At 44.3% G+C, this 23222-nt stretch carries 18 protein-coding genes and 1 pseudogene; 13 read left to right on the top strand and 6 right to left on the bottom strand.

Annotation, left to right across the window (positions count from 1 at the left end):
• Positions 1-5: 5 nt before the first annotated feature.
• Positions 6-149: a hypothetical protein gene (locus BM283_RS18640; protein WP_175492025.1), complete on the bottom strand. Its 144-nt coding sequence runs from the start codon at positions 147-149 to the stop codon at positions 6-8.
• A gap of 416 nt (positions 150-565) precedes the next feature.
• Here BM283_RS18640 and BM283_RS04450 point away from each other — a divergent pair, with 416 nt between their 5' ends.
• The 7 genes from BM283_RS04450 (at position 566) to BM283_RS19245 (ending at position 7906) form a co-directional block, all read left to right on the top strand.
• On the top strand, positions 566-1924 hold the full coding sequence (locus BM283_RS04450) for an esterase (RefSeq protein WP_217646436.1): 1359 nt from the start codon (positions 566-568) through the stop codon (positions 1922-1924).
• Between the two features lie 608 nt (positions 1925-2532).
• Complete coding sequence (locus tag BM283_RS04445) at positions 2533-2742, top strand: hypothetical protein (RefSeq protein ID WP_139225189.1); 210 nt, start codon at positions 2533-2535, stop codon at positions 2740-2742.
• Positions 2739-4163 carry a patatin-like phospholipase family protein gene (locus tag BM283_RS04440; protein WP_090690079.1) on the top strand — a complete coding sequence of 475 codons (1425 nt, stop codon included), beginning with the start codon at positions 2739-2741 and terminating at the stop codon, positions 4161-4163. Before BM283_RS04445 ends, BM283_RS04440 begins: the two co-directional genes overlap by 4 nt.
• An 893-nt stretch (positions 4164-5056) precedes the next feature.
• Positions 5057-6454, top strand: coding sequence for a peroxidase family protein (locus BM283_RS19260; RefSeq protein ID WP_090690076.1), 1398 nt, complete (start codon positions 5057-5059; stop codon positions 6452-6454).
• Positions 6364-7035, top strand: coding sequence for a peroxidase family protein (locus BM283_RS19255; RefSeq protein ID WP_090690074.1), 672 nt, complete (start codon positions 6364-6366; stop codon positions 7033-7035). The genes BM283_RS19260 and BM283_RS19255 overlap by 91 nt, the downstream gene beginning before the upstream one ends.
• Positions 7020-7676: a peroxidase family protein gene (locus BM283_RS19250; protein ID WP_254776157.1), complete on the top strand. Its 657-nt coding sequence runs from the start codon at positions 7020-7022 to the stop codon at positions 7674-7676. The genes BM283_RS19255 and BM283_RS19250 overlap by 16 nt, the downstream gene beginning before the upstream one ends.
• Complete coding sequence (locus BM283_RS19245; RefSeq protein ID WP_090690070.1) at positions 7676-7906, top strand: hypothetical protein; 231 nt, start codon at positions 7676-7678, stop codon at positions 7904-7906. Before BM283_RS19250 ends, BM283_RS19245 begins: the two co-directional genes overlap by 1 nt.
• A gap of 22 nt (positions 7907-7928) precedes the next feature.
• Here the strand turns inward: BM283_RS19245 and BM283_RS04415 are convergent, their stop codons facing one another.
• The gene (locus tag BM283_RS04415; protein ID WP_090690068.1) at positions 7929-9866 is read right to left on the bottom strand and encodes a GMC family oxidoreductase; all 1938 of its coding nucleotides are present in this window, start codon (positions 9864-9866) and stop codon (positions 7929-7931) included.
• Positions 9867-10099: 233 nt separating this feature from the next.
• Positions 10100-12817 carry a c-type cytochrome gene (locus BM283_RS04410; RefSeq protein WP_090690064.1) on the bottom strand — a complete coding sequence of 906 codons (2718 nt, stop codon included), beginning with the start codon at positions 12815-12817 and terminating at the stop codon, positions 10100-10102.
• Positions 12818-13278: 461 nt separating this feature from the next.
• Between BM283_RS04410 and BM283_RS04405 the strand changes: the two genes are divergently transcribed.
• The 6 genes and pseudogenes from BM283_RS04405 to BM283_RS04380 all read left to right on the top strand — a co-directional run.
• Positions 13279-13734: a hypothetical protein gene (locus BM283_RS04405; protein ID WP_090690062.1), complete on the top strand. Its 456-nt coding sequence runs from the start codon at positions 13279-13281 to the stop codon at positions 13732-13734.
• 35 nt (positions 13735-13769) lie between these two features.
• Complete coding sequence (locus tag BM283_RS04400; RefSeq protein WP_090690059.1) at positions 13770-15074, top strand: hypothetical protein; 1305 nt, start codon at positions 13770-13772, stop codon at positions 15072-15074.
• A gap of 15 nt (positions 15075-15089) precedes the next feature.
• The gene (locus tag BM283_RS04395; protein WP_090690058.1) at positions 15090-16622 is read left to right on the top strand and encodes a Dyp-type peroxidase; all 1533 of its coding nucleotides are present in this window, start codon (positions 15090-15092) and stop codon (positions 16620-16622) included.
• Positions 16619-17830: a catalase family protein gene (locus BM283_RS04390; RefSeq protein WP_090690055.1), complete on the top strand. Its 1212-nt coding sequence runs from the start codon at positions 16619-16621 to the stop codon at positions 17828-17830. Before BM283_RS04395 ends, BM283_RS04390 begins: the two co-directional genes overlap by 4 nt.
• Before the next feature lie 210 nt (positions 17831-18040).
• Positions 18041-19843, top strand: a complete 1803-nt coding sequence (locus BM283_RS04385) for a patatin-like phospholipase family protein (RefSeq protein ID WP_175492024.1) — start codon at positions 18041-18043, stop codon at positions 19841-19843.
• 119 nt (positions 19844-19962) lie between these two features.
• Positions 19963-20139 (top strand): annotated as a pseudogene (locus BM283_RS04380) (IS5/IS1182 family transposase); the annotation flags it as partial.
• Positions 20140-20303: 164 nt separating this feature from the next.
• On the opposite strand, the gene BM283_RS04375 reads toward BM283_RS04380, so the two are convergent.
• From BM283_RS04375 to cysW, 3 genes are read right to left on the bottom strand one after another with little or no spacing between them, the layout of a single operon-like run.
• Positions 20304-21239, bottom strand: coding sequence for a CysB family HTH-type transcriptional regulator (locus BM283_RS04375; RefSeq protein ID WP_090690050.1), 936 nt, complete (start codon positions 21237-21239; stop codon positions 20304-20306).
• Positions 21240-21275: 36 nt separating this feature from the next.
• On the bottom strand, positions 21276-22349 hold the full coding sequence (locus BM283_RS04370; protein WP_090690048.1) for a sulfate/molybdate ABC transporter ATP-binding protein: 1074 nt from the start codon (positions 22347-22349) through the stop codon (positions 21276-21278).
• A complete protein-coding gene (gene cysW, locus BM283_RS04365; protein WP_090690047.1) occupies positions 22339-23220 on the bottom strand; it encodes a sulfate ABC transporter permease subunit CysW in 882 nt (293 codons plus the stop codon). Before cysW ends, BM283_RS04370 begins: the two co-directional genes overlap by 11 nt.
• Positions 23221-23222 lie beyond the last annotated feature (2 nt).

The following is a 23222-nucleotide window of genomic DNA, read 5'->3' as shown; positions in this document are numbered from 1 at the left end:
AATAGCTATCTGCAATGGCTATTAACCTGCGGCAGAATAAGCGTATCCAGTTCACCATCAGCCACAGAGACAGAGACAGAGACAGAGACAGAGACAGAGACAGAGACAGAGACAGCGGCATAAGCATAGACATATTCCTGAGTGATCATAGCCTGGCATAATGGTCGTATAGGTTGAGAGCGCCAGCACTGGCGTGTATCGGAAACTCACCCAAAGCGAGCTTCATCCTGAAACATCCGGCGCAATTGCCCTTCTGCCTGTGTCTGTCTTAATTCTTCTATTGTGCTTGCATTAACCAATAATTCCTTTGCTTGTTCCAACACTTCTTTACCGCTGCTACTCGCGCCATCACCCTATCTCCTTTCATAAGCTGCTTCTATTATTTTACTTATGAAGTAGAGATGGAATTACAGCTTTTATACTATGTCGAACCCATGTCAGGTAGTTAAAACTTCATCTGGTCGGATCAATAAATAATACATGACCCAAATCCAGAGGTTGATAATCGAGTGTAATATGAAATTAGGATTTGAGAATGTGGATTCTTTCTTAAGAAGGAGAAGAAATGGTAAAAAATCCAACTAACATTAATACCAAATCATGTATTCAATTATATTTAATTTTTTCTGTTTTTCTCATTATTAATGGCTGTGCACAAAATGATGCCTATCGAATCAATTTTGCCCCTTGCACATTTAACCAACCGGGGGATTGTTCACAGAACGCCTTACAGTATTATGCACCCAGCCAAGCAGCAGAATATCGTTTGGGATTTGTTGAATTTGATGATCAGGGTCAATTACGTCAACGTGAGCAAATGGAAGCAGTGCTCGACAATTATTTTACCGTTGCAGCAAAAGAGGATGTGCTGCTCATTCTGTTTATCCATGGGTGGCATCATAGTGCCAGACCCGGGGATGATAATATTCATGAATTTCGAAAATTGCTGGAAAAAATTGCTCATATCGAAAATACTAGTGCTAATCTTAATAACCATGCTCCTCGAAAGATATTGGGTTTGTATGTAGGGTGGCGTGGGGAATCAATTGAAATTCCGCTTCTCAATAAAATAACATTTTGGGAGCGCAAAAATACAGCTCATGAGATTGGTTTGGAGGGCGTCACCGAGCTATTGTTGAAAATGGAAGAAATTACTAATGTTAAAATGGGGATAGCATCTACTGAAGAACCTAAAACCCGCAATAATCGTCTCATTGTCATTGGCCACAGCTTTGGTGGTACAGTACTGTATACTGCATTGCAACAAATTATGGCTGATCGTTTTATTGATAGTCGCCCGAACAAAACCTATAGCGATGATGCCAAGGGTTTTGGTGATTTGGTGATACTAATGAACCCGGCATTTGAAGCAATACGCTTTGCCACGCTTTATGACATCTCACAACAAGATTGCCGCAACTATTTCCCCAGTCAGTTACCACGCATGGCGATTCTGACTTCAGAAAAAGATTATGCAACTCGTTTTGCTTTTCCGCTTGGTCGTTCTTTCTCAACCATATTTGAAACCCATACAACATCCAAGCGGCATCATTGCACCGCAAATGGACCAAAAGAAATATTCATTGAGCAAGGCGAAGCAGACCGAAATGCAATTGGTCATTTTAAACCCTATCACACTCACGAGTTGGTTCCTGCTACAACAAAGCAATTACGTAGCGATGATGCCAAGTATAGCCATCTGAAAAACATTTGGTCAAAACAAATCAATGAAGGCACTTTGCATTTTGAAGATGTAGATTTGATCCATCTCGGAAATACGAAACCATTGAACCCGTATCTCAATATATATGTCAATGGCAAACTGATACCAGATCACAATAAAATCTGGGGTGATAGCATAAGTAATTTTATTCGTGACCTGATTGTGCTTTCTTCTTTGCCTGTGCAAAATGGAAAGCATTAAATGATGGTGTTGTTGTGGATTAATTTCTTCGGGCTCGTTTCCCCGCTACTGGGGCGCAAAGTACTCGTCTATACCAATATTTTGCACAAGCCAGAAAAAATATTACGGTGCTGATATACATACCATCAGGTGTTTGCAGCGAAATATCGGTAGGCTATTTGATAATGCTGTGGATAAGATGCTACAAGATATTTGTCTTGAGCTGGAAAGTCATTACCAGCTGAAATTTCTGGAGATAAAACAAATAAAAATCATGTGCATTTTCTAAAGCAATTGATTTCCACCTACAGCGGTACAAAGCGGGTGCTGCTGATTAAGAGCATCAGGGCGCGGGAAATATTACGCTTGTGTTCTCATGTAAAAAGAATCGTCCGGGGTCTACAGGAGACTCTATTTCTTGAGAGGATAATATAATGAAAAAATAAGTAGGATATTCACCGGAGATTCGTGAATGTGAAATGGTCTTTTAAAAACAGATTTTCAAACTGAAGGTACATTTACTTTCAACGGTCTGTTAGACAATCTCCCGTTGTGCAGGAATAATCAATTATTCAGAGGTTCTGTAAACAGGAATGAAGGAGGAAGTCAGGATGGCTTTGGAGTTCATCGTGGTGCAGTACCCAGAAAAGCGGGAAGTGTTCATTGACGGGCAACTGTGTGGTCTGACGGATGCTACCCTGTACATACAAACAGGAACGCATCGGTTCCATTTGGGTGAACCGAAAAACTATCAGCCGAGCGAAATCGTACAAACTATCCGGAATACGAATCCACTAGAGCCTACGTTCATTCTGTTTGAGAAGGAGGTGAACACATGAAGTCAGCTATTCGCCTTTGTGTTGGTCTTCTGCTCGTGGCTGGGCTTTTCGCCTGTGCTACTTTCCCCGAAGACCCAAAACTTGAAAAGCACAATCCTACACAAGGATACCGCTTCGATAACCTGCATCCAGATGCCAAGAATACAGATAGTCTGTTTGTCATTCTGACCTTCTCGGGCGGTGGTACCCGTGCTGCTGCTTTTTCCTATGGCATAATGGAGGTGCTGCGCGATACCGAGATTATATGGGCTAATCAAACAAAACGCCTACTCGATGAGGTCGACATCATTTCCTCCGTATCCGGCGGTAGCTTTACCTCAGCGTATTATGCATTATATGGCGATGGACTGTTTGACGGCAGCTTCGAGCGTAAGTTTCTCAACAAAGATATTGAGCATGATTTGTTTATGCGCACCCTGTGGCCGATTCATTGGCTCAAGCTGGCTGGCTGGAGTTACGGAAGGAGCGATTTGGCTGCCGAATACTATGATACATCAATTTTTCATGGCGCAACCTATGCTGATCTTATCAAGAAAAACAGGCGGCCGTTCGTCATCTTGAATGCGAGTGATATGAGTATTGGAGAACCGTTTGCTTTCATTCAGGATCAATTCGATCTGATTTGCTCCGACCTGACTAAATTACCTATTGCCCGTGCTGTGGCATCGTCGTCTGCTTTTCCGGGTATATTGACTCCCTTGACGTACCGGAACTTTGCTGGCACATGTGATTATCAGGAACCGCAATGGGTCGAGCTCGCTAATCAAGATCACCGCATTGCTCCAGAACGGGCGAAGATAGCTGAACGCCAGCGAAGCTATTACTCGAATAACCCATGGGAAGTAGAAAAACGTTACGTGCATCTCATTGATGGAGGCGTGTCTGATAATATTGGATTGCGTGGGATTCTATTTGCACTTCAGAGTAGCGACTCGCCCTACAGCCTGCAAAAACGTATTAACAGACAGGAAATACAAAAACTGCTTGTCATCGTTGTCAATGCAGCAACTGATCCCGAGGCAAATCGCGATACCAAAGCAAAAGTACCGGGGTTGATTGATACGCTAATGACGGCAGCAACTATCCCATTAGATAGATATTCGTTTGACACGGTGGAAAGGGCGCGTGCCATTGCAAAGGAATACAATGATGCAGTACGCACCCGCAAGGCATGTGAAAGCATTCTTCAAAACACCTGCCCAGAAGCAAAGCTTCCAGGAAAAGATCTCTACGCCGTGGATATATATGTCAGCCATATCTCATTAGACCTTATTGATGATCCGAAAACGCGGTTTTACTTTAAAAACCTGCCAACTACATTCAAGCTTCCTGTCGACACAGTTAAGGCATTGCGAAGTGCGGCTGCTGAGCTATTACACAGTGATCCTGAGTTCAATAGGTTAAGAGAGCAATTGAAATAAATCCATGCGTGAAATATACGAAGGGATAACAGAACAGGTTAGATGTTTACGTCAGCTCCACAGCCACAGGTCGACGGAAACACACGGGTATGTGCACGCTCAAACTCTTGCAAGTGCTCCAACAGCAGTAGAAGCTAAACGAATAACTGGAATAATCCCAGAATGATGGTAACGGACGAGCATGAAAGGTTCCTGCACAACTTACCCGTTAGCCAACTAAAATGGTGTTAGATAAAAGATGGCTGGAGCAAAAGATACAGATGAGTTTAGGATCAATATAATTGATGCAGCGCTGAGTCAAGACAACGTACTGATGAAGTGATGCACTGATTGATGGGGAGAAGTTGTGACAAAATCTTAGAAGTTTATGCAAGCACGAACTATCGAATGGTGGAATTGAGCCAGCGACGCAACCAAACGAGATCATCACGCTTGAAATGAATGCTGAATGCAACGCTGTTCAGTTTGAGAAAGGTAGTCAGCCTGATATTCCTTGTACCGAAGAGCAGAATGCAGACCCAGATGCTACCTGACGCAAAAAAGCAAAAAGTCGTATTTCGGCTACCGCAGCTAGCTGGTGGTTGATACGCAGACAGTTATGTGCGTGCAGTAATACACGTCCCTGCTAACCTAAGTAAAATGATGCATTTCGTGGTAACCATCGATAGCGCGTATATCAAGGCAAATCAGGCATATGCCGGTAAAAGTTCAGCCAGTCATACCAATTTGCTGGCAAGTTGCTGTATTTAGTATATTGCAGCGCGGTGGTAAATATACACAGAGATTGTAGGTGATACTAACGCTCATGATGGTGCCTCCACCCCGAAGAATTTCTAAGCGTAATGGGTAAATTAGAAAGATAGTTAAATAAAAGCAGTCCGGAAAAAGGGAGAATGGATATTTTCTTTCATGCTCGTAGTAATGATTATTTGATTTATCCCTACTTCAGATATTGCCACTCATCACTGCTTTCTGCAATGGCAGGACTGCTTCTGCTCAGCGGTTGCAATACTTGGGATTCGGATCTGTCCTGCTTTGAGACTCTCCTGCAAGTTGATATTCAGCATGTCGCACAAACCAGAGAGCAGCGGTTTCTTGGCAAGGTCCCTGAAAAGCGAGCGCATTGTCTTGGTGGAGATCGTGCTGTTACGCCCAACCAGAGTCCCTGGCTGGACTGGCCAAATTTCTGGGCTACAGGTAATGGCTCATCACTATTCCCGCTTATTTTACTAGATGGCACGTTTTTCGGTCCCAATGCGCGGGGCATCAATGGCGCACTCTATGAACTAGAGTTACAACGCATTGAACTCATCAAGCTCAACCTTTTCGACAATAGTGGAACATACCAGGCTTATATCACAGGCCGTGATGGCAAGGCGGGGCCCGTGTTGCAAGTCTGGCCAGAAATGCAGCTGCCGACTCATCTCAATTACCAGGATGTGAAGAGTGGTCAAGAACAAGTCTGTAGGGGGGATTTAATCCGTTTCCGCACTGTCACTGGCATCTGCAATGATATTTACAACCCATTGATGGGTTCAACTCATCAGCTCTTTGCGCGCAACGTTCAGTTTGACACGACTTTCCCTGACCTAGGCCTCCACGAGTTGACCAGAAATCGCCATGGCGAACGATTAGCATTGCTGAAGCCCGATCCACAGGTGATTAGCCGGAAAATATTGACACGTATGCAATCTCACCCTGACAAATGCCAGAACGGTTACGGCTTGCTCAACAGCCCTGAAGAAGCCGAGTGTGATTACAAAAAGGCTCCAACCTTTAACGTGCTGGCAGCTTTTTGGATTCAATTCATGACCCATGATTGGTTTTCTCATGTTGATGAAGAATCCAGTCAGCCAGAGTGGATGAAAGTTGGTTGCGCGACTCAACGGGTCGAAAACAGCGAACAACCATTAACGGCGGAGGAGATCACGCAACTGGGCTGTCGGCCGAGTGACAGAATCAATGTTGCGCCTGTTGCTGACGACACGCCGCCCGAATCGTTTATGCATAATGATCAAACCTACCTCACACGCGCACCGAAGACCACACGCAATCATGTGACAGCCTGGTGGGATGCTTCACAACTGTATGGCTATGATGAACGATCTAGTCAGCGAGTGCAGCGAAATCCCCGAGATCCCGCCAAAATACTGCTGGTACCGGTGAGAGAGGGGGAGGTGAGGGCGATAAGGTTGGATACTTGCCGATCTTCGACGCTAGCGATTATATCAAGCCAGAATGGTCAGGTCAGGAATCTACCGCTTTCCCCGATAACTGGTCTTTCGGGCTGAGCTTCTTTCACAACGTATTTGCGAGAGAGCACAATGCTTTTATTGATGAATTCCACAAGCAGGCAGTGAAAACTCCCGATGCTGACAGCGGTTTAAGAAACCCAGGCAGACCAGAGGTCATTGTTCGCTATCAAGATGTTACACCGGACGAATTGTTTAATGTTGCCCGGCTGGTTGTTTCTGCTGAAATAGCCAAGATCCATACCATCGAATGGACGACGCAACTGCTGTATAATGAACCATTGTATCGAGGCATGAATGCTAATTGGCATGGTCTTTTTAATGAACATGCAGCGGTATCTGAGGCGCTAAGAGAAATCATCCGCCAACTTGATGACTTAGATGCTGCCAACAACAGTCTCTATACAGTTTTCGCAGTCGGAGCGGGCATCTTCGGGCTAGTAACCATCGCTATGAAGAAACACCCTTTTATTCTTTATTCGATCGCAGCAGGAAGGATCTCTGGGCACTTTCCAGCGATGATGACATCAACGGCGGGGTCAACCATTTTGGCTCTCCTTTCAATTTTTCCGAAGAGTTTGTCACCGTTTACCGGTTGCATCCTTTGCTGCCGGATCTGATCGAATACCGAGAATGGAATAAGGATCCGAATGTCATTCAGCAAAAAATACCTATTATTGATACGTTTCGCGGAAAAGCAACTGAGGCGATACGGCAGAAGGGCTTGGCGAATTGGGCGCTCAGCATGGGCCGCCAGCAGGCGGGAGAGCTGACGCTTCAGAACCATCCGCAGTTTTTGCAAAACCTGAAGATGCCGCATTTGCAATCGTCCACACAACAGATTGATATTGCCGCACTCGACCTCCTCCGCGATTGGGAACGAGGTATTCCGCATTATAACGAGTTTCGCCGGCAGTATGGGTTAAAGCAACTGATTCGTTTTGAAGACTTTATCGATCCGCGTTTGCGCGAGGATTCGCCCGCTCGACGCGAGCAGGAGCAGCTCGTGAAGACGTTGCGCGAGGTATACGGGCAACACCGCTGTGATGAATCCAAACAGATTACAAAGGCTCAACTGAACAACGATAACTCACCCATCAATGATTATTTAGGGCATCCAAACGGCCGCATGGTTTTGCTATTTCAGAAACTCAATTTGTTGTGTTCATTCTCAATGCTTCACGCAGACTTTTCAGCGACCGCTTTCTTACATCGAGTTTTCGCCCAGAATTTTATAGTAATCTTGGGGTCGAGTGGGTAATGCACAATGGACCGGGTCCGGAAAAGCTGGAGCAGGGGATGCCAAATGGTCACCAGCAGCCGGTCTCTCCTTTAAAGCGTGTTCTTCTGAGAACATTACCAGAACTGGAAGGTGAACTTGCAGGAGTAATGAATGTATTCGATCCTTGGGCGCGAGATCGGGGTAAATATTACAGCACTGAATGGGAGCCTCGGCGTGGTGCTGAGGGAGATAGTGCGTTCGCTAAGTAATCCCATGTGCGCATAAAGAAAATTACGAAACACGCTTTCTTGCATCTTCAATAATGATTTCACTGGCTTTCTCGCTAATCATATAGACAGCGCATACAATAAAGAAACCGGGTATTTTAGGGAATATCGAAGCATCCACGATGCGCAAGTTACTCGTGCCATAAACCTGAAACCGGTTATCAACGACTGCCATTTCATCGCTTTCTGGTCCCATTTTACAGGTACAGGAGGCATGATGCCCCCAAGCTTGATCTTTAATGAATTGATGAATTTCATCGCGGCTTCTGACTTTTGTTCCTGGAAGAATCTCCTCGTCAATTAAATCTCTGCAATGTTCAATGATGTTACGGACAGTTTCTACTCCCTCTGCTACTGAATCTAAATCTTTCTTGCCATCGCTACTCTCTAGGTCTTCAGGAAAGTAATTGAAATGAATGTCAGGAACATCACGTGGATCGTTAGACCGCAAGGTAACTGCGCCTGTGTTGCTGGTGTGCGCTTTAAGAATGGCCCAGGTAAAGATATTTTCTTTGCAAGTATCAGAGTGGTCGCCAGTCTTATTACACAGAGCATTAGGATAGCGATTATTTTCCTTACAAATGTCATTAGAGTATCCTGGATAGTATCCACTAAAATTTCCGAGCAATCCAAAAATCAATAGATCCGGATCACCATTTGGACGCTTAGAAGAGGAACGTGTGATGAGGGCAATCGTGGCACCGTTCGTTGTATAAGGTCCTTTTTCCTGCAGCCACAGGGCATATTGTGGATCTGGTTCTTCTCCAGGTTCAGGAGGGCGTAATTTCATTCCTTTAATCAGTGGAATATCTTCTTTAAGTTTTGTTACCACTCCTACTTCATAGCGATCCTGCAAATTTTTTCCTACACCTGGCAATTCTACTTTTACCTCAATCTTATGTTTTTCCAGCTCTTCCCGCGGACCAATCCCGGATAGCATGAGTAGTTGCGGGGTATTGAAAGCACCAGCGGCTATAATGACTTCGCGTTCCACACAAACTGTTTTTGCTTCGGACACAACTGCCTCGTTGTGCCGAGGATCGGCTCGATATTGATGAGCACCTACACGGTACTCCACACCGTAAGCTTTGTTATGTTCGTTGAGCAAAATACGTTGAACCAATGAGTGGGTTCTTATGATCAATTTGTCAGGGCATTGTTCACGAACCCGCAGGATGTACTCTCTGGTGCCTACCCGCTTGCCGTGTTGAGTAGTCAACGGAATTTTGTATAAACCTTCAGGAATAATGCGAATTAAACGCCAATCATTGGGATCGAAGCGAATAAGAAATTTCAGAATTCCTAGAAAAAAACGTTTTAGCGGATTCATCATGCGCCGGGATTCTAGTACGGTAGCGACCGTCAGTTTTGTGAGTACTTTGTCCTTCAATAGCATCCAGCGATTAGCTTGGTTAGTTGCCAACCAGCCATCAAATCCATGATGACTCCAGATTTTCCATCTTGGAACATATTCACAGCGTTCCAAGCGCTGGAAGTGCTTTTGCATATTTCGGCTATCCCAGCTTGGGTCATTCATTAGTTTTGCAATGTAATCCCAATCACTATTGTGGGGATACATCAGAACCATAGCATTATGTGCGGTGCATCCACCGAGTGTTCCTGAGCGAGGGTAGAGCACCCCATCTTTTTCTTTACTAAACTTATAATCCCGCTCTTGCTGAGTTTTGTCGTCGTAATGACGCACGAAGTAATCCCAGCGAAGAGCCTCATTTTCAGATGCGCGGGCATGAAATGCCGGTACTTTATAATCATACGGCTCATCATCGCCACCCGCTTCCAGTAACAATACACGGAAACCTTTCAAGGCCAGGTTGCAAGCAAGCGGTCCTCCACCCGCACCGGAGCCTATTATGATGTAATCAAACTTTTCGCAATCGTTACTATCGCTCTGATGGTCTTGCAAAGGGCCAGGCTTATCCACAAATTATCTCCAATATTATTCCAAAATTTTTGATAGATTTTTCCGGAAGAGCGTCATTGTACCGATAAACACCACAATCAATTTGTGCTTAATTAATCAAGAGCTTGGTTTGCAATACTTAGATGATTCTTTCTTCCGAAGAAGAAAGCTGGTTGAAAACCAAATAAGCTTAGAAATTCAGAAACACAGTGAATACCCCGCTGCTTATAGCGGGGTATCTCATTTATGAAAAATTACATGGTTTTAAGAAACTCAATCAAAGCACGCTTATCACTGTCATTGAGCGCCGTTCTGTGTTCCTCTGATGGCAGGTAATCCGTACCAAAATAATGCCCCCGATTGACCACAAAATCGGGGCATTTATTCACTTCCAGTAGAGGATCGAGTATGCCACTCAGGATTTTGCGCAATTCTTCATCGGTAATACTCTTTGGGTCTTCCTGTGCTTTCCACAAAGTAAAGATATCCCATCCAACGTACTTTAAGACATCCCACGACAGGGAAATTTTTTGACCTAGGTCCATTTCCATATTGATATTGGAAATCAGATTCACCGGGATACCTTCAGGAAATGGACCAAGTTCCAGTCCATCCCCAATAGGAAACATTCTTATATACCAAGGAAGATAACTCTTTAGTATTTTTAACTCGCTCCTTTCTGTGGTGCGGTCGATAATCCCGGGAACTTCTTTGCCTGATCGGGTGAGGTAGGTTTTTCCTTCACAGCTGTTTGCTGTTTCCGAGCCATAACCATATGTTCCTTCCTCAGTGGATGCACTTTCCTTCCCATCGTACTCAGCAGCATATAAATCTTTTTGATCACAGTAACGCTTCTCGGGCCACAGCAATTGCTCTATGCTGATCCGGAAGGATTTCATACGGTCTTCTATCGAGCCTGACCAATAAAATTTACCTAGCGTATTGTTTAGCAGGAACGGCGCGGTAGACCATATACTGGTAAGAGAAGGTGGCCGGATATAGCCACGCCCACCCTTATTGTCCTTGTCGTTAGGCGGTATTTCATAAAATGTTTGCTCACGAGTAATTGGATGGTGAATGATGGCCTCGCCTACCGAAGGCAGATTTTTGTAAGAAGTAGACGAAAAATTATCCCAGGTGTCTCCCTCGATGGCATTGGTCGCTATAGAAGCGCAGATATTGGTTTCCAGCAAAGTAACCGGCACGCGCAATTCAGTGGAAAGGAAATTTTCCTTAAGAAAATCTTCCTCTAATACAATCTTTGTCATTTTTTCCTTGAATTCAGCGGAATTGGTCCATTGCCAGTATTGGTTCCAGCAATTCAGGTAATCAGGGCCGACACAGCCGTTATTTGGGAAAAACTGGTATGCTTCCTCTGGCAATTTGCTTGAATGACAAGCAGCGCAGTTCTCGGCAAATACTTTTTTGCCGCGCTCGAGAGTTTTTTCATCATCGGTCAGGTAGCGTTCACCCCCAGGCGCATTCTTCAGATAATCAGGCGGGGTTGCAGCGAGAAAAAATAACGCGCCATCCAGAGTTTGTTGCTCAGTCGCTCGCCAATAGCTGGAATTTTGTTCTGCTGCTTTGATCGGAAAAGGTGTAAAAGGCTTGCCACCTACCAAAGGAGTAATATGCTGTAGCCATTCTTCACTAAATAAACCAATATTAATGAAAACACGATTCAGTGCGCCCAATCCACCCACTGAGTCTGCCCCATCCTTAAGCACACGTGGTGTCAGCACTTTATCAACCTCTTTTGATGCTTGGAAAAATGCTCTAAGTGGGCTGTCAGCAGGAACCTCTTCAAAATGATTGAACTGTTTATTACCTCGTTCACCATCGGTTAATTCTTCTTCTCCCCAACGTAATGCATGCAACATGCGTGCAGGAAGATTATAAATCGCGTTCATAGTACGTGGGTTGTTGATATAGTCGGTGGAAACAAGCGAGGTATCCAATGCGCCTGGTCGATTGGTATGGAGAACCTGGTAAGCGAAACTAGCTTTATCCGCCTCATATGCAAACACACGGTCAAACCAGAAATATTGCGCGCCTGGGTTGGAATTGAGATTGGCCCATTGTGGATTTTCCGGGTCTTGGGGTGGATTGGTTGGATTGGGTCCCACATGGCAGAAGCCACAAGACATCCCTACCCGGTAAGGTTTAATTAATTTGGGATCATTGTAGTATGCAGGATCAGAATAATATTTTTCTGCATCCCAGCGTTTTTTTGCTGCCTCATCAAAATCAGGGTTGGGAAACAAACGAAGGCCTACAATTCCGGTTGCATAGCCATAATAGGATCCCACAGGCACAGTCTTACCACGTGCCCCGATTTTAACGCCTGAATATTTCTTTTCGTTCTCGAAAGGATCGGCAGCACAATTCGGGTCTCGTACATCCAGATATAAACCGAAGCGATCCTCGCGGCCAACCAGCTTCCCTTCCGCGTCAATATTTTTCATAAAACACGGTTCATTGACGAGACCAAACCACTCCCATCGATGATCACGACTGTGCTTCCGATTCTTCTCCTGGAGCTTAGGGTGGTTCGATAATACTTTTAGCAGATCAAAGCTGCCAAAGCTCTGCGCATTCATGTTATCCCAGAGCTTGTCATTACCGCCCGTCCAAACAATCCAGTTGTTGCGGCCTTTGACGATACGGTTGACAGCTTCCTCAGGGGATAAAGGGGTAGTAGGAGACCAAAATGGTTGTAACGCTGCGACTATTTCATCAGGTTTTTGACTGATTCCATAATCCATATCTTTGAAATAATCCTCATCTGCCGCGGGGAAGCTTTCTGCAGATCTGTTCACACATTGCGCCTCGTCCATGACTGATCCCGACTTGGCCTTACCACCTTTGATACATTCGGTCGCGATGTTTAGCGATCGGTCGTCTGAGCATCCTGCAAGAAATAAAACTAAACTGAATCCAATAAAGGGCAGGATTTTTTTAAATTTTTTCATGGCAGTCTCCAGAATTAGTGATTGATCAAACATACTGGAATTCGAAGTTACCACTAGCAAAACACTTAAAATAATCTCTCTTTTCTTTCAGTAACTATATTACTTTATTTACAATTTTTACTATATAAATTTTAATTAAATAATCAATATGCATTTTGCAGAGATTTTTTTATCGCCTATTAAATTCTTGCACATTAAACAAACTTGGAATAAAGTCACCTAAAATAAATCTTTACAGATAAGCATAAGCGAGAGCGGGCTGCCTGTTATAAAAAACCATTAACAATCAAATAGACAGAAGAGAGGAGTAAATCTAGATTATTAGTTTGAAAAATATTTAATTGATTCTGAGCCTTTATCATTGTGTACGTGCTTTAGAGTTTCTTGGATTATTACAAATCAAGTGTTGTCAGGCATTTTGTTTACTTGTTTTTGATATCACTCTATGAGGAGTAACTAAAATGAACAATACGGTAAGAACTTGGTTGAGTAAATCACGTGAGGAATTAGATGAAATTTATCGTAATGCCAACCCAGGAAACATTCCAACTGGCGATACACAAGGCACAGCAATTCTGGCAGGATCAATCTTCTCAAAACTCGTGGCAGCCTTTGCCCGTCTCTTTGCTTGGCAAGGTAAAGTATTTGATTTATTTTGCCCAGGCGGTCAGGCTGGTGTTCTTGTCAACAAGATTACACCGTTTGGCCTGACATTCATTATTGCCAAGGTATATCGTGACAAAAGCTGGTTAGATGGGAAAGATACTATTGTCATCGATTATTCTAAAACTTCCTTCGTTGCTAAAGTGATCCGCGATGAAATTCGTGAGATCGAGCCTGGTGTTTATCTTGGGAAAGTATGGTGGGGTAAAACACGCGTTCTGGATTTTGCCCTGACACGAAATGATGCTAAATAAGAAATCATGTAAATGTTTACTTGAGATAGAAAACTATGACACCTCAATCTACCTTCATGATTGCCGCGACTGTGCGTGTTGGGCAGTTGAAAAACCTACGTACTTTGTTGGCTTCAATGAACAAAGTGCCTGGTCATGCTGATCCCGATAATAGCTTGATTCCATTCAGTCGTTTTAATCGCTTGCATTTTGCGCGCTTTGTCATCATAGAAGCCACTACAACACACGAAATTAAAGAATTTGGCGTAAAACCAAGACTTTGGCGACCGACTCTCGCCTTTCTGGGCGACATTGATGGAAATATGCATACTTTTTTGGCAGAACTTGCGGAGCAAGCAGAATCAGGCCTGAAAAAAATCTTTTCCCATTGCGATGATTTTTCTGAGGAAGATCAAAATTTGCTTGAATGGATGCAAGCACACACTATCAATCCCAAAGCAAATTATGTTAACTGGATTGGCCGAACGGTCAAACAAATACATGAAGAAGCTGCACTCCATCGAAGCCTGTCTACCTATTTACAGAAAATTGTTGATGATGTTGGCCGGGAAAATATCCGTATCTTACGACAAAAGCTGTTGTCACATGTCGAAATGGAAAAATATAAAGGTAGATTGACATTGTCACCACCCGAACCGACACCCACAGACTGGAAAATCCGCAATCTGCTGCATATGATTGGGGTGCCGTTAATTCTACTTCTGCTATCCCCGCTGCTGTTAGCTATCGCACCTTTCTTTGCCTTACGTCTGAGAATGCTGGAGCGTTCCGATCCCGAGCTCTTTATCCGGCCTAGCTATGAACATATCAATGAACTCTCAAAACAGGAAGACTGGGATGTCAGTAATCAATATAGCGTGTTTGGGGATGTGAAGCCGGGGTTGTTCCGTCTGCTGACTTTCAAATTTATACTTCTGCTGACCAACTGGTTTGCAAGACATGTATACAATCGAGGTTTTCTCGCTCGGATAAAGACCATCCATTTTGCGCGCTGGGTGTTCATAGACAATAACCACAGAGTTTTTTTTGCCAGTAATTATGATGGTAGCCATGAGAGCTATATGGATGATTTCATTAACAAGGTTGGCTGGGGTTTGAATCTTACTTTCAGTAATGCGGTAGGCTACCCTACCACGAGATGGATCATTAAAGAAGGTGCTCAGCGGGAGCTTGCATTCAAATATACGCAAAGGCGGCATCAAATACCTACAGAGGTCTGGTATAAGGCTTATCCAGGGCTAACAGCCGTTGATTTGGCACGTAATAGTCGCATCCGGCAGGGTGTTGAGATTCGTCAATCCAACGATGCGGAAATCCGTGAATGGCTCAGTCTGATCTGAACTGGGAGTATGGAAATGAAAAAATCAAACGATTTTGAATTCGATGATCTGCAGGGGTTGTTGCGCTTTGGATATGGAAAATTAACCGATAGCTGTTTCATGTTGCTGAATATTGCAAATGTTGAGGCAGCTAAGCAATGGTTGAAGACGGCACCCATCAGTAATGCTGTTACGATGGATTCTCCGCCTGATACGGCGCTGCAGATTGCTTTTTCTGTGCACGGTTTACGTATATTGGGAATAGGTGAATCAATTATAAGCGATTTCTCTGATGAATTCATTTATGGCATGACCAGAAATGAAAATTGTTCTCGACGACTAGGTGATATTGGTCGTAATACGCCTGAACGCTGGGAGTGGGGGAATGATTCGGTAACAACGATGCCGCATATCTTATTGCTGCTTTATGCCAAAAAAGGAAAGCTCGAAGCTTGGCGAAAAACTGTTGAAGATGAACGTTTTTCACAAGCATTTCAGCTACTGAGACAATTACCTACTTCAGATTCAGGGCGATTTGAACCTTTCGGATTCGATGATAGTATCAGTCAGCCCACGATTGACTGGACTTATCGGCAAAGCACAGACCCACATGAACGTGATCGTTACTCTAATTTATTGGCTGTGGGAGAGATGGTGCTTGGCTACCCAAATGAATATGGGCAGTACACTGCGCGACCACTCGTTGATCCCAAAAAAGACCACCTTGCAACCGATCTGCCAGATGCTGAAGATGATCTCACGCTGAAGGACTTTGCGCGTAATGGCACATATTTAGTGCTGCGAGAGTTGAGTCAGGATGTTCCCGGTTTTTGGCAATTTCTCGATAAGGCATCGGATTCCAAGCCGAAAAAACGCGAACAACTTGCTGCTTCGATGGTGGGGAGAGAGCGTAATGGTACACCATTAATTGCGGAACACATTCCAGGCATTTTACGCAAAGATCATGGTAATCATTTTACTTATGACTTAGATGCCAAAGGAAATCATTGTCCGATCAGTGCCCATGTTCGCAGGGCTAACCCTCGTACAAGCGACTTGCCAGGTAATATAACGGATGTGGGTATCATCGGCTTTATCCGCCGGTTGGCTAAAATCCTGGGGTTTGGGCAAAAACCCGAAGAAGATCTGGTTGCTTCCTCCCGTTTCCATCGTTTGTTACGACGCGGTCGCAGCTACGGTAATGTGCTTGCGCCGGAAGAGGCGATCAAACCGGATATTCCTGCTGCCAAACATGGCCTCCAGTTTATCTGCCTGGTAGCCAACATATCGCGGCAGTTTGAATTTGTCCAGAATGCCTGGATTGCAAATAGTAAATTTAATGGGCTGCATGAGGAACCCGATCCCTTGCTCGGGAACCGTGAGCCGCTAATGAGTGGGGAAGGTACCGATCATTTTAATCGTCCTGATCCATCCGGGCCGATGCGGAAAACCTGCCATTTGCCGCAGTTTGTTGCTGTTCATGGTGGTGGATATTTTTTTATGCCTGGGTTGCGTGCATTAAAGTACATTTCAGCCTTACCTGCTAACGGAGGTAATAGTTCATCATGAGGACAATCAAGGGTCGAATACTGAAAGCTATTCACAATTTCCTGATTCTGCTGCTGCGTATTGAACGCCGGTTAGAACCTTGGTTTCGGCCGCAGTGGGATTACCTTTTCCGCGAACCAGGCTCAAGATTTATCCAGTTTTTGATTAATCGGCGGCGCAAGAACAAGGATCTTAATCTTAAATTGGCTGAGGAAAGATTTGATCCTGATGAAGAAGAAAGTCTCAATAAAATTATCGACCTCATGATGGATCAGATGCGTGGACGCTTCAAGCCAGGAGGGTATGAGCGAGGTGGTAATACCAAAACACATGGTATTGTGCATGCTACGGTAACCATACGTGATGATCTGCCAGAACATTGCCGTAAAGGTATTTTTGCTAATCCATGCAGTTATCCAGCCTATGTCCGCTATTCCGGACCGGGGCCGAATGTGCCTGCTGATATTAACGATGTCGGCTTTCTGAGTATGGCGGTGAAACTCATGGGTGTCCCAGGTGAAAAACTCATGAGTGAAGAAAAATTTACGCAAGACTTTATCGCCACCAGCGGGGGCGCGACGTTTGTTACCCCCAATACGCGCGAAAACGCCAAACTCCAATACTGGAGTCTGGTGGATATGACGCTTTATTATTTCCTCAATCCTAAAGACTCCCATTTGCTTGACTTCTTCATGCAAAGTCTGTGGACTGCTACTCAGTATAATCCATTGGGACAGCGCTACTGGAGTTGCACACCTTATCTGTTAGGTGAAGGGCAGGCAATGATGTATTCATTTGTACCACAAACAAAAGACGTGGAAAGACAGATTCCTGGCCTGCCTTTTGGCACACCGCCATTCAATTATCTGCGGGAGAATATGATCAAGACGCTGAATGAGAAAGATATTGAATTTGATCTTATGATTCAAATACAAACGGATCCTCATTTAATGCCTATTGAAGATAGCTCAGTACGCTGGCCTGAAAAGCTTTCTCCGTTTATCCCCGCTGCCACCATTCATATTCCGAAACAAAAGTTTGATTCGGATGCGCAGTTTGAGTTTGGTAAACGATTGAAAATGAATCCTTGGCATTGCCTTCCTGAACATCGGCCATTAGGCAATATAAATCGAGCTCGCTTTAGAATGTATTATGAGTTATCCAAATTCCGCCAAGAAATGAATGAGACTACTCATCTAGAACCTACCGGGGATGAGAAATTCGATTAGCATTTTCTATGCCTTAAGGGTCGATTAGGCTCTTATCTGAGCTCTTCTTTATTGAAAGAAACTTGCAAGTAGTTTGTATAAAGCTTGTGGAATGATAGGATTGATTTTGATTATATCAATCTAATCTAAGCCATTTCCAAAAATTATTAGGTATCTAAAGTATCTAGAAAATATATATTTTAGTGAAATTCTCACTAAAGGGAGGAAATGATGAAAGCTATAGAAAGTAATCAACGCTTGGGATTAGCTTTATCGGGAGGAGGATTTAGAGCATCATTCTATCATATCGGCGTTCTTGCGAGAATGTCAGAGCTCGGGATGCTGAAGCACGTTGAATCCCTTTCAACGGTATCGGGTGGTTCAATAGTAGGGGCAGCTTATTATCTATTACTGAAAAACTTGCTGGAATCCAAAACTGACCATGAGATTACTGATTCGGATTATATTGAAATAGTGCAAAAATTGGAAAAGCATTTCCTAAGCGCGATACAAAAAAATTTGCGTATGCGGACTTTTGCTAATCCACTCAAGAATATGCGCATGAGTATGCCCAATTATTCCCGCTCAGATACTATAGGTGAGTTGTACGAATACTACATTTACCGACCATTGATAAACGTAGATAATCGCCGCATACGGATGAGTGATTTATTAATTCAGCCAAAGGGAGTAAAACAGCCCTTCCATCCGTGGGATGATGTAAACGGTAATCCTAGGCGTAAACACAAAGTGCCTGTATTGATGATCAATGCAACCAGTCTGAATTCCGGTCACAATTGGTACTTTACCGCCATGAGTATGGGTGAAGTGCCTCCACGAGATTTAACTTTCCGTGATATTGATAAAAAGGATCGATATCGACGTATGAACTATGATGAGATTGATGAAGCCTCCACTGGAAGGAAACCTTACTTTCTATTAGGAAATGCAGTGGCTGCTTCGGCGGGTGTGCCAGGCCTATTTCCACCTATGGCCATTTCTAATTTATATAAAGATCGTAGAGTACAACTTGTTGACGGTGGAGTTTATGACAATCAGGGAGTGGCAAGTTTGCTCGATCCTGATTGCGTATGTTCTGATTTTATCCTCAGCGATGCATCTGGCCAAATTGAGGCGATTAATAAACCTCGAACCGATCTGTTACCGATACTTTCCTTGACTACCTCCATTTTGTTGAGGCGAGTGCGAGAGGAGGTAGTCAACAATCTAATAAAAACCCGAGGTAAACGCGTTGCTTATTTCCATTTAACGCGTGGGTTATCTGCCAGAAAGATCGATTGGGCGCCCAGCGACAAAATAGAGATAGAGGCTGATTCTTTAACCTCCCAATTTGATGTTTCGGAGGAAGCGCAACATGCATTGTCAAAAATCCGTACAGATCTGGATTCTTTCACCGATGTGGAGGCTGGATGTCTGGAAGCGGACGGTTATCAAATGTCAAAACCAGAGCTGTTAAAATTGAAACCGTATGTATCCGCTCAACCTCTTCAAGCAAACTGGCAATTCAGTCAGTATCAACCTATGCTAAAAGCAGGTGATCCTGAAATACTGAATCAGTTGGAGCAAGGCCGCTATAGAATTTTCAAACCGCTAATGTACGTCATCAAGGGAACGACAGGTATGATGCAGTCATTGGGTTTAATATTAGTAAGTTTGCCTGTTATGCTAAGCCTTGTTCTCATCTTCTTTCTTGTTCACTATTTTCTAGAGAGCATGTTAGATATCAATATATGGAAGATTATAAGTGACCCAAAAAGCTTCCAACAATTCATGTTTGATGTGGCACCCGCTCTTTATTTGTTTTTAGTCGTAGTTGTTCTATCAAAAATTGCTGATCTACTTCTCAAAGGAACGGGTAAATGGATTACTATCTTCTATAAAATATTGAAGAGTCCAATGAAGTTCATTACTGGTTTATTTACTCGTCTTATTTTTCCTTGGGTATTTGCTATACCGATCATTATCTATCTTCATACGGTAGATAGATACTTTATTAGGACAATGGGAAAATAACCAAATATCCTGATCTAATTAAAGTTGGTTGACATTTTGAGATAAGTATTTCATAAATAGAAGCAAACTTGTAATATTGAGAAGCTTATATCCATTAAAACGAGTTTGCCATGCTCTGATTGATCCTCAAAGAGGAGTTCTGGCCGAAGCTAGAGAAAATTTTGCTTCATGAAGTGATGTATGACAAGCGCAATCTGCGCATGACGGTAGGAGGCGTGTTATACCGGATATGGATGATTGGTTGCCCGTGGCGAGACTTACCTGAAGCGTTCAGATGCTGGAATTTCATTTATAAATGATTCAATGCTTGATCTCCAGTAATTCTATTTCCCAATCAAAAATGACGCGAAGGCGAGCCGCAGACAGTATCAATAATACCGCAAGGGGAAGCAAGCCGACAAAGTCAGTTTTGATTGGGAAATGGAATAAGGACTTGCTAAAATTTATTATTCGCTGCGGTTTAGGGTATTTCTGATCTCAACCAAACGAGAGGAGATTCACTGGATTCCCTGAGCGTAGGAATGCAAAGCTCTATAAAATAATAGGCAAAATCGCGTAGATAACGGTTCTGGCGAATCGAAATGTAAGTGGTATTCTGTTCAAATAAGTGGGAGGCATCCAATTTGACCAGCATGGAATCTCGCTCTGGCACAAACGCTCCCGATGCAATAATGCCAATACCCAGTCCTAGTGCGACATAGGTTTTAATCACGTCGGCATCCAAAGCAGACATGGCAAAATCAGGCGCTAGCCCTGCCTGAGCGAATGTTTTATCGATCCTTGAGCGCCCGGTAAATCCGTGGTGATAGGTAATAATCGGAAATTCTACAATGGCTTCGAGCGTAAGGGGAGCGACCGACTGCAGCGGATGTCCTGCAGGTACGATAATGGCATGGTGCCATGTATAGTAGGGAAAAGAGATTAAATCGGCTGTGTTTTCCAATGCTTCCGTTGCGATACCAATATCTGCCTGGCCATCAAGCAACATGGATACGATTTCGCTTGGACTGGATTGGTGCAGCACCAGGTGCACCTTGGGAAATGCTTGCTTGAACTGCCGCACCATGGGAGGTAAGGCATATTGTGCCTGGGTGTGGGTCGTAGCGATCGTTAGCTGACCTTGGTCGTGCTGGCTGAACTGCTCAGCCAAGCGTTTGATATTTCTCGTATCCAGCAGGATACGCTCAACGATCTTGATCAGTTCTTTACCGGGCTCAGTTAATCCAATCAATCGCTTGCCTTTGCGAATAAATAATTCAATACCTAATTCATCTTCCAAATCCTTAATATGCTTGCTGACCCCGGATTGTGAGGTGAATAAGGCATTGGCGACTTCCGTCAGATTGTAATGCTGGCGAACAGTTTCACTTATGATACGAAGTTGCTGGAAATTCAATGGTTAAATCCTTTGTTAATATCGAATTGCGCTATATTAATGCAGTTGATGGGGGAACAAATCAAGACGGCGTGGTTTAATAAAAACCTGGTCCCCCTTGACTAACTGCAAGTCGCGGAATCTCTCCTTGCTGATTTCAACTTGAATGAGATTCTTGTTTTGGTTACCTTTTTGCACCAATTCTAGTTTGACGACCGGACCTACCGAGAGAATATGAACAACCTGTGCTGGCAATGCCGATTCTCCATTCATGACGCGGTCAACTTCAATATCGTGTGGCCGTACGTAGGCAACCGCAGCCAGATCTTCGGCCTCGGCGTGTTCAGGCGCATCGATTTCCACATCACCTATCCAGGCACGGCCCTGATGTATGCGGCCATGGAACAGGTTCACGTGTCCTAGAAATTCATACACAAACGGATTGGCTGGACGCTCATAGACTTCATCAGGTGTGCCAATCTGCTCAATGCATCCTTCGTTCATGACCACAACGCGATCGGAGACTTCCAGCGCTTCTTCTTGGTCATGGGTGACAAAAATGCTGGTAATATGCATCTCATCATGCAATCTTCTTAACCAGGTACGCAATTCTTTGCGCACTTTGGCATCCAGCGCGCCGAATGGTTCATCCAGCAGTAATACTTTGGGTTCTACCGCCAAAGCGCGTGCCAAAGCAATGCGTTGACGTTGCCCGCCGGAGAGTTGGTGGGGATAACGATCTGCCAGCCAGTCGAGTTGCACCAGTTTCAGCAGGTTGGTGACGCGTTCATGAATTTCCTGAACTCTCAAACGATTCTGTCTGGGGCGAACACGTAATCCAAACGCGACATTTTCAAAAATCGTCATGTTACGGAACAGCGCATAATGCTGGAAAACAAAACCCACCTGCCGTTCTTGAATAGGTTGACTGGTGGCGTCTTCATTATTAAACAGTACTTGACCTGAATCGGCTGTTTCCAGCCCGGCAATGACGCGTAGTAATGTCGTTTTGCCAGATCCTGAAGGCCCCAGCAGCGCAAGGAGCTCGCCTGAATGAATGTTCAGGTTGATGTCGCGCAATGCAGCAAATGAGCCGAATTGCTTGGAGAGATGACGTATTTCAATGCTCATGATTTAATTCTCCTTTTTGATGAGCTACTTTTGCCTCTAAGAAAGTTTTGATGATAAGTGTGATCAGGGCCAGCAATGCGAGCAGAGATGCGACTGCAAAGGAGGCGGCATAGCTGTATTCGTTATAGAGAATCTCAACGTGCAGCGGTAAGGTATTAGTGCTGCCGCGTATATGCCCCGACACCACGGAGACAGCGCCAAATTCGCCCATGGCGCGTGCATTGCACAGAATAATGCCATATAACAAACCCCACTTGATGTTGGGGAGGGTAATGCGCCAGAAGGTCTGCCAGCCACTCGCCCCCAATGCCACAGCTGCTTCTTCCTCTTCGGTTCCCTGTGCCTGCATGAGTGGAATTAATTCACGCGCAATAAATGGGACGGTCACAAAAATCGTCGCCAGGACGATGCCGGGTACTGCAAAGATGATTTTGAGATCGTGCTCGGCTAACCATGGCCCTAACCATCCCTGTAAACCGAAAACCAGAACATAGATTAGACCGGCAATCACGGGCGAGACTGAGAAGGGGAGATCAATCAGCGTGATCAGGATGTGCTTGCCACGGAATTCAAATTTGGCGATCGCCCAGGCCGCCGCGATACCAAATACCAGATTAAGTGGTACTGCAATGGCACTCGCAGTCAGTGTCAGTTTGATGGCTGCAATTGCATCCGGGTCCGTGATCGCAGCAAAATAAACATCGACGCCTTTTTTGAGCGCTTCATAGAATACCAAAAGCAAGGGTACAAAAAGGAATACTGTCAGAAACGTAAGTGCTATCGCAATTAACCCCCAGCGTACCCATACCGGTTCCTGGGTAAGAGCCGTTCGTTGTACTTTACTGGGATAAGTGATGGTGATCGTGGTCATGG

This window comes from Nitrosomonas sp. Nm34, assembly GCF_900113925.1.
In the GTDB taxonomy this organism is placed as follows: Bacteria; Pseudomonadota; Gammaproteobacteria; order Burkholderiales; family Nitrosomonadaceae; genus Nitrosomonas.
Note: the sequence above shows the minus strand (reverse complement) of the source record. Positions and strands in the feature narration are given on the sequence as shown.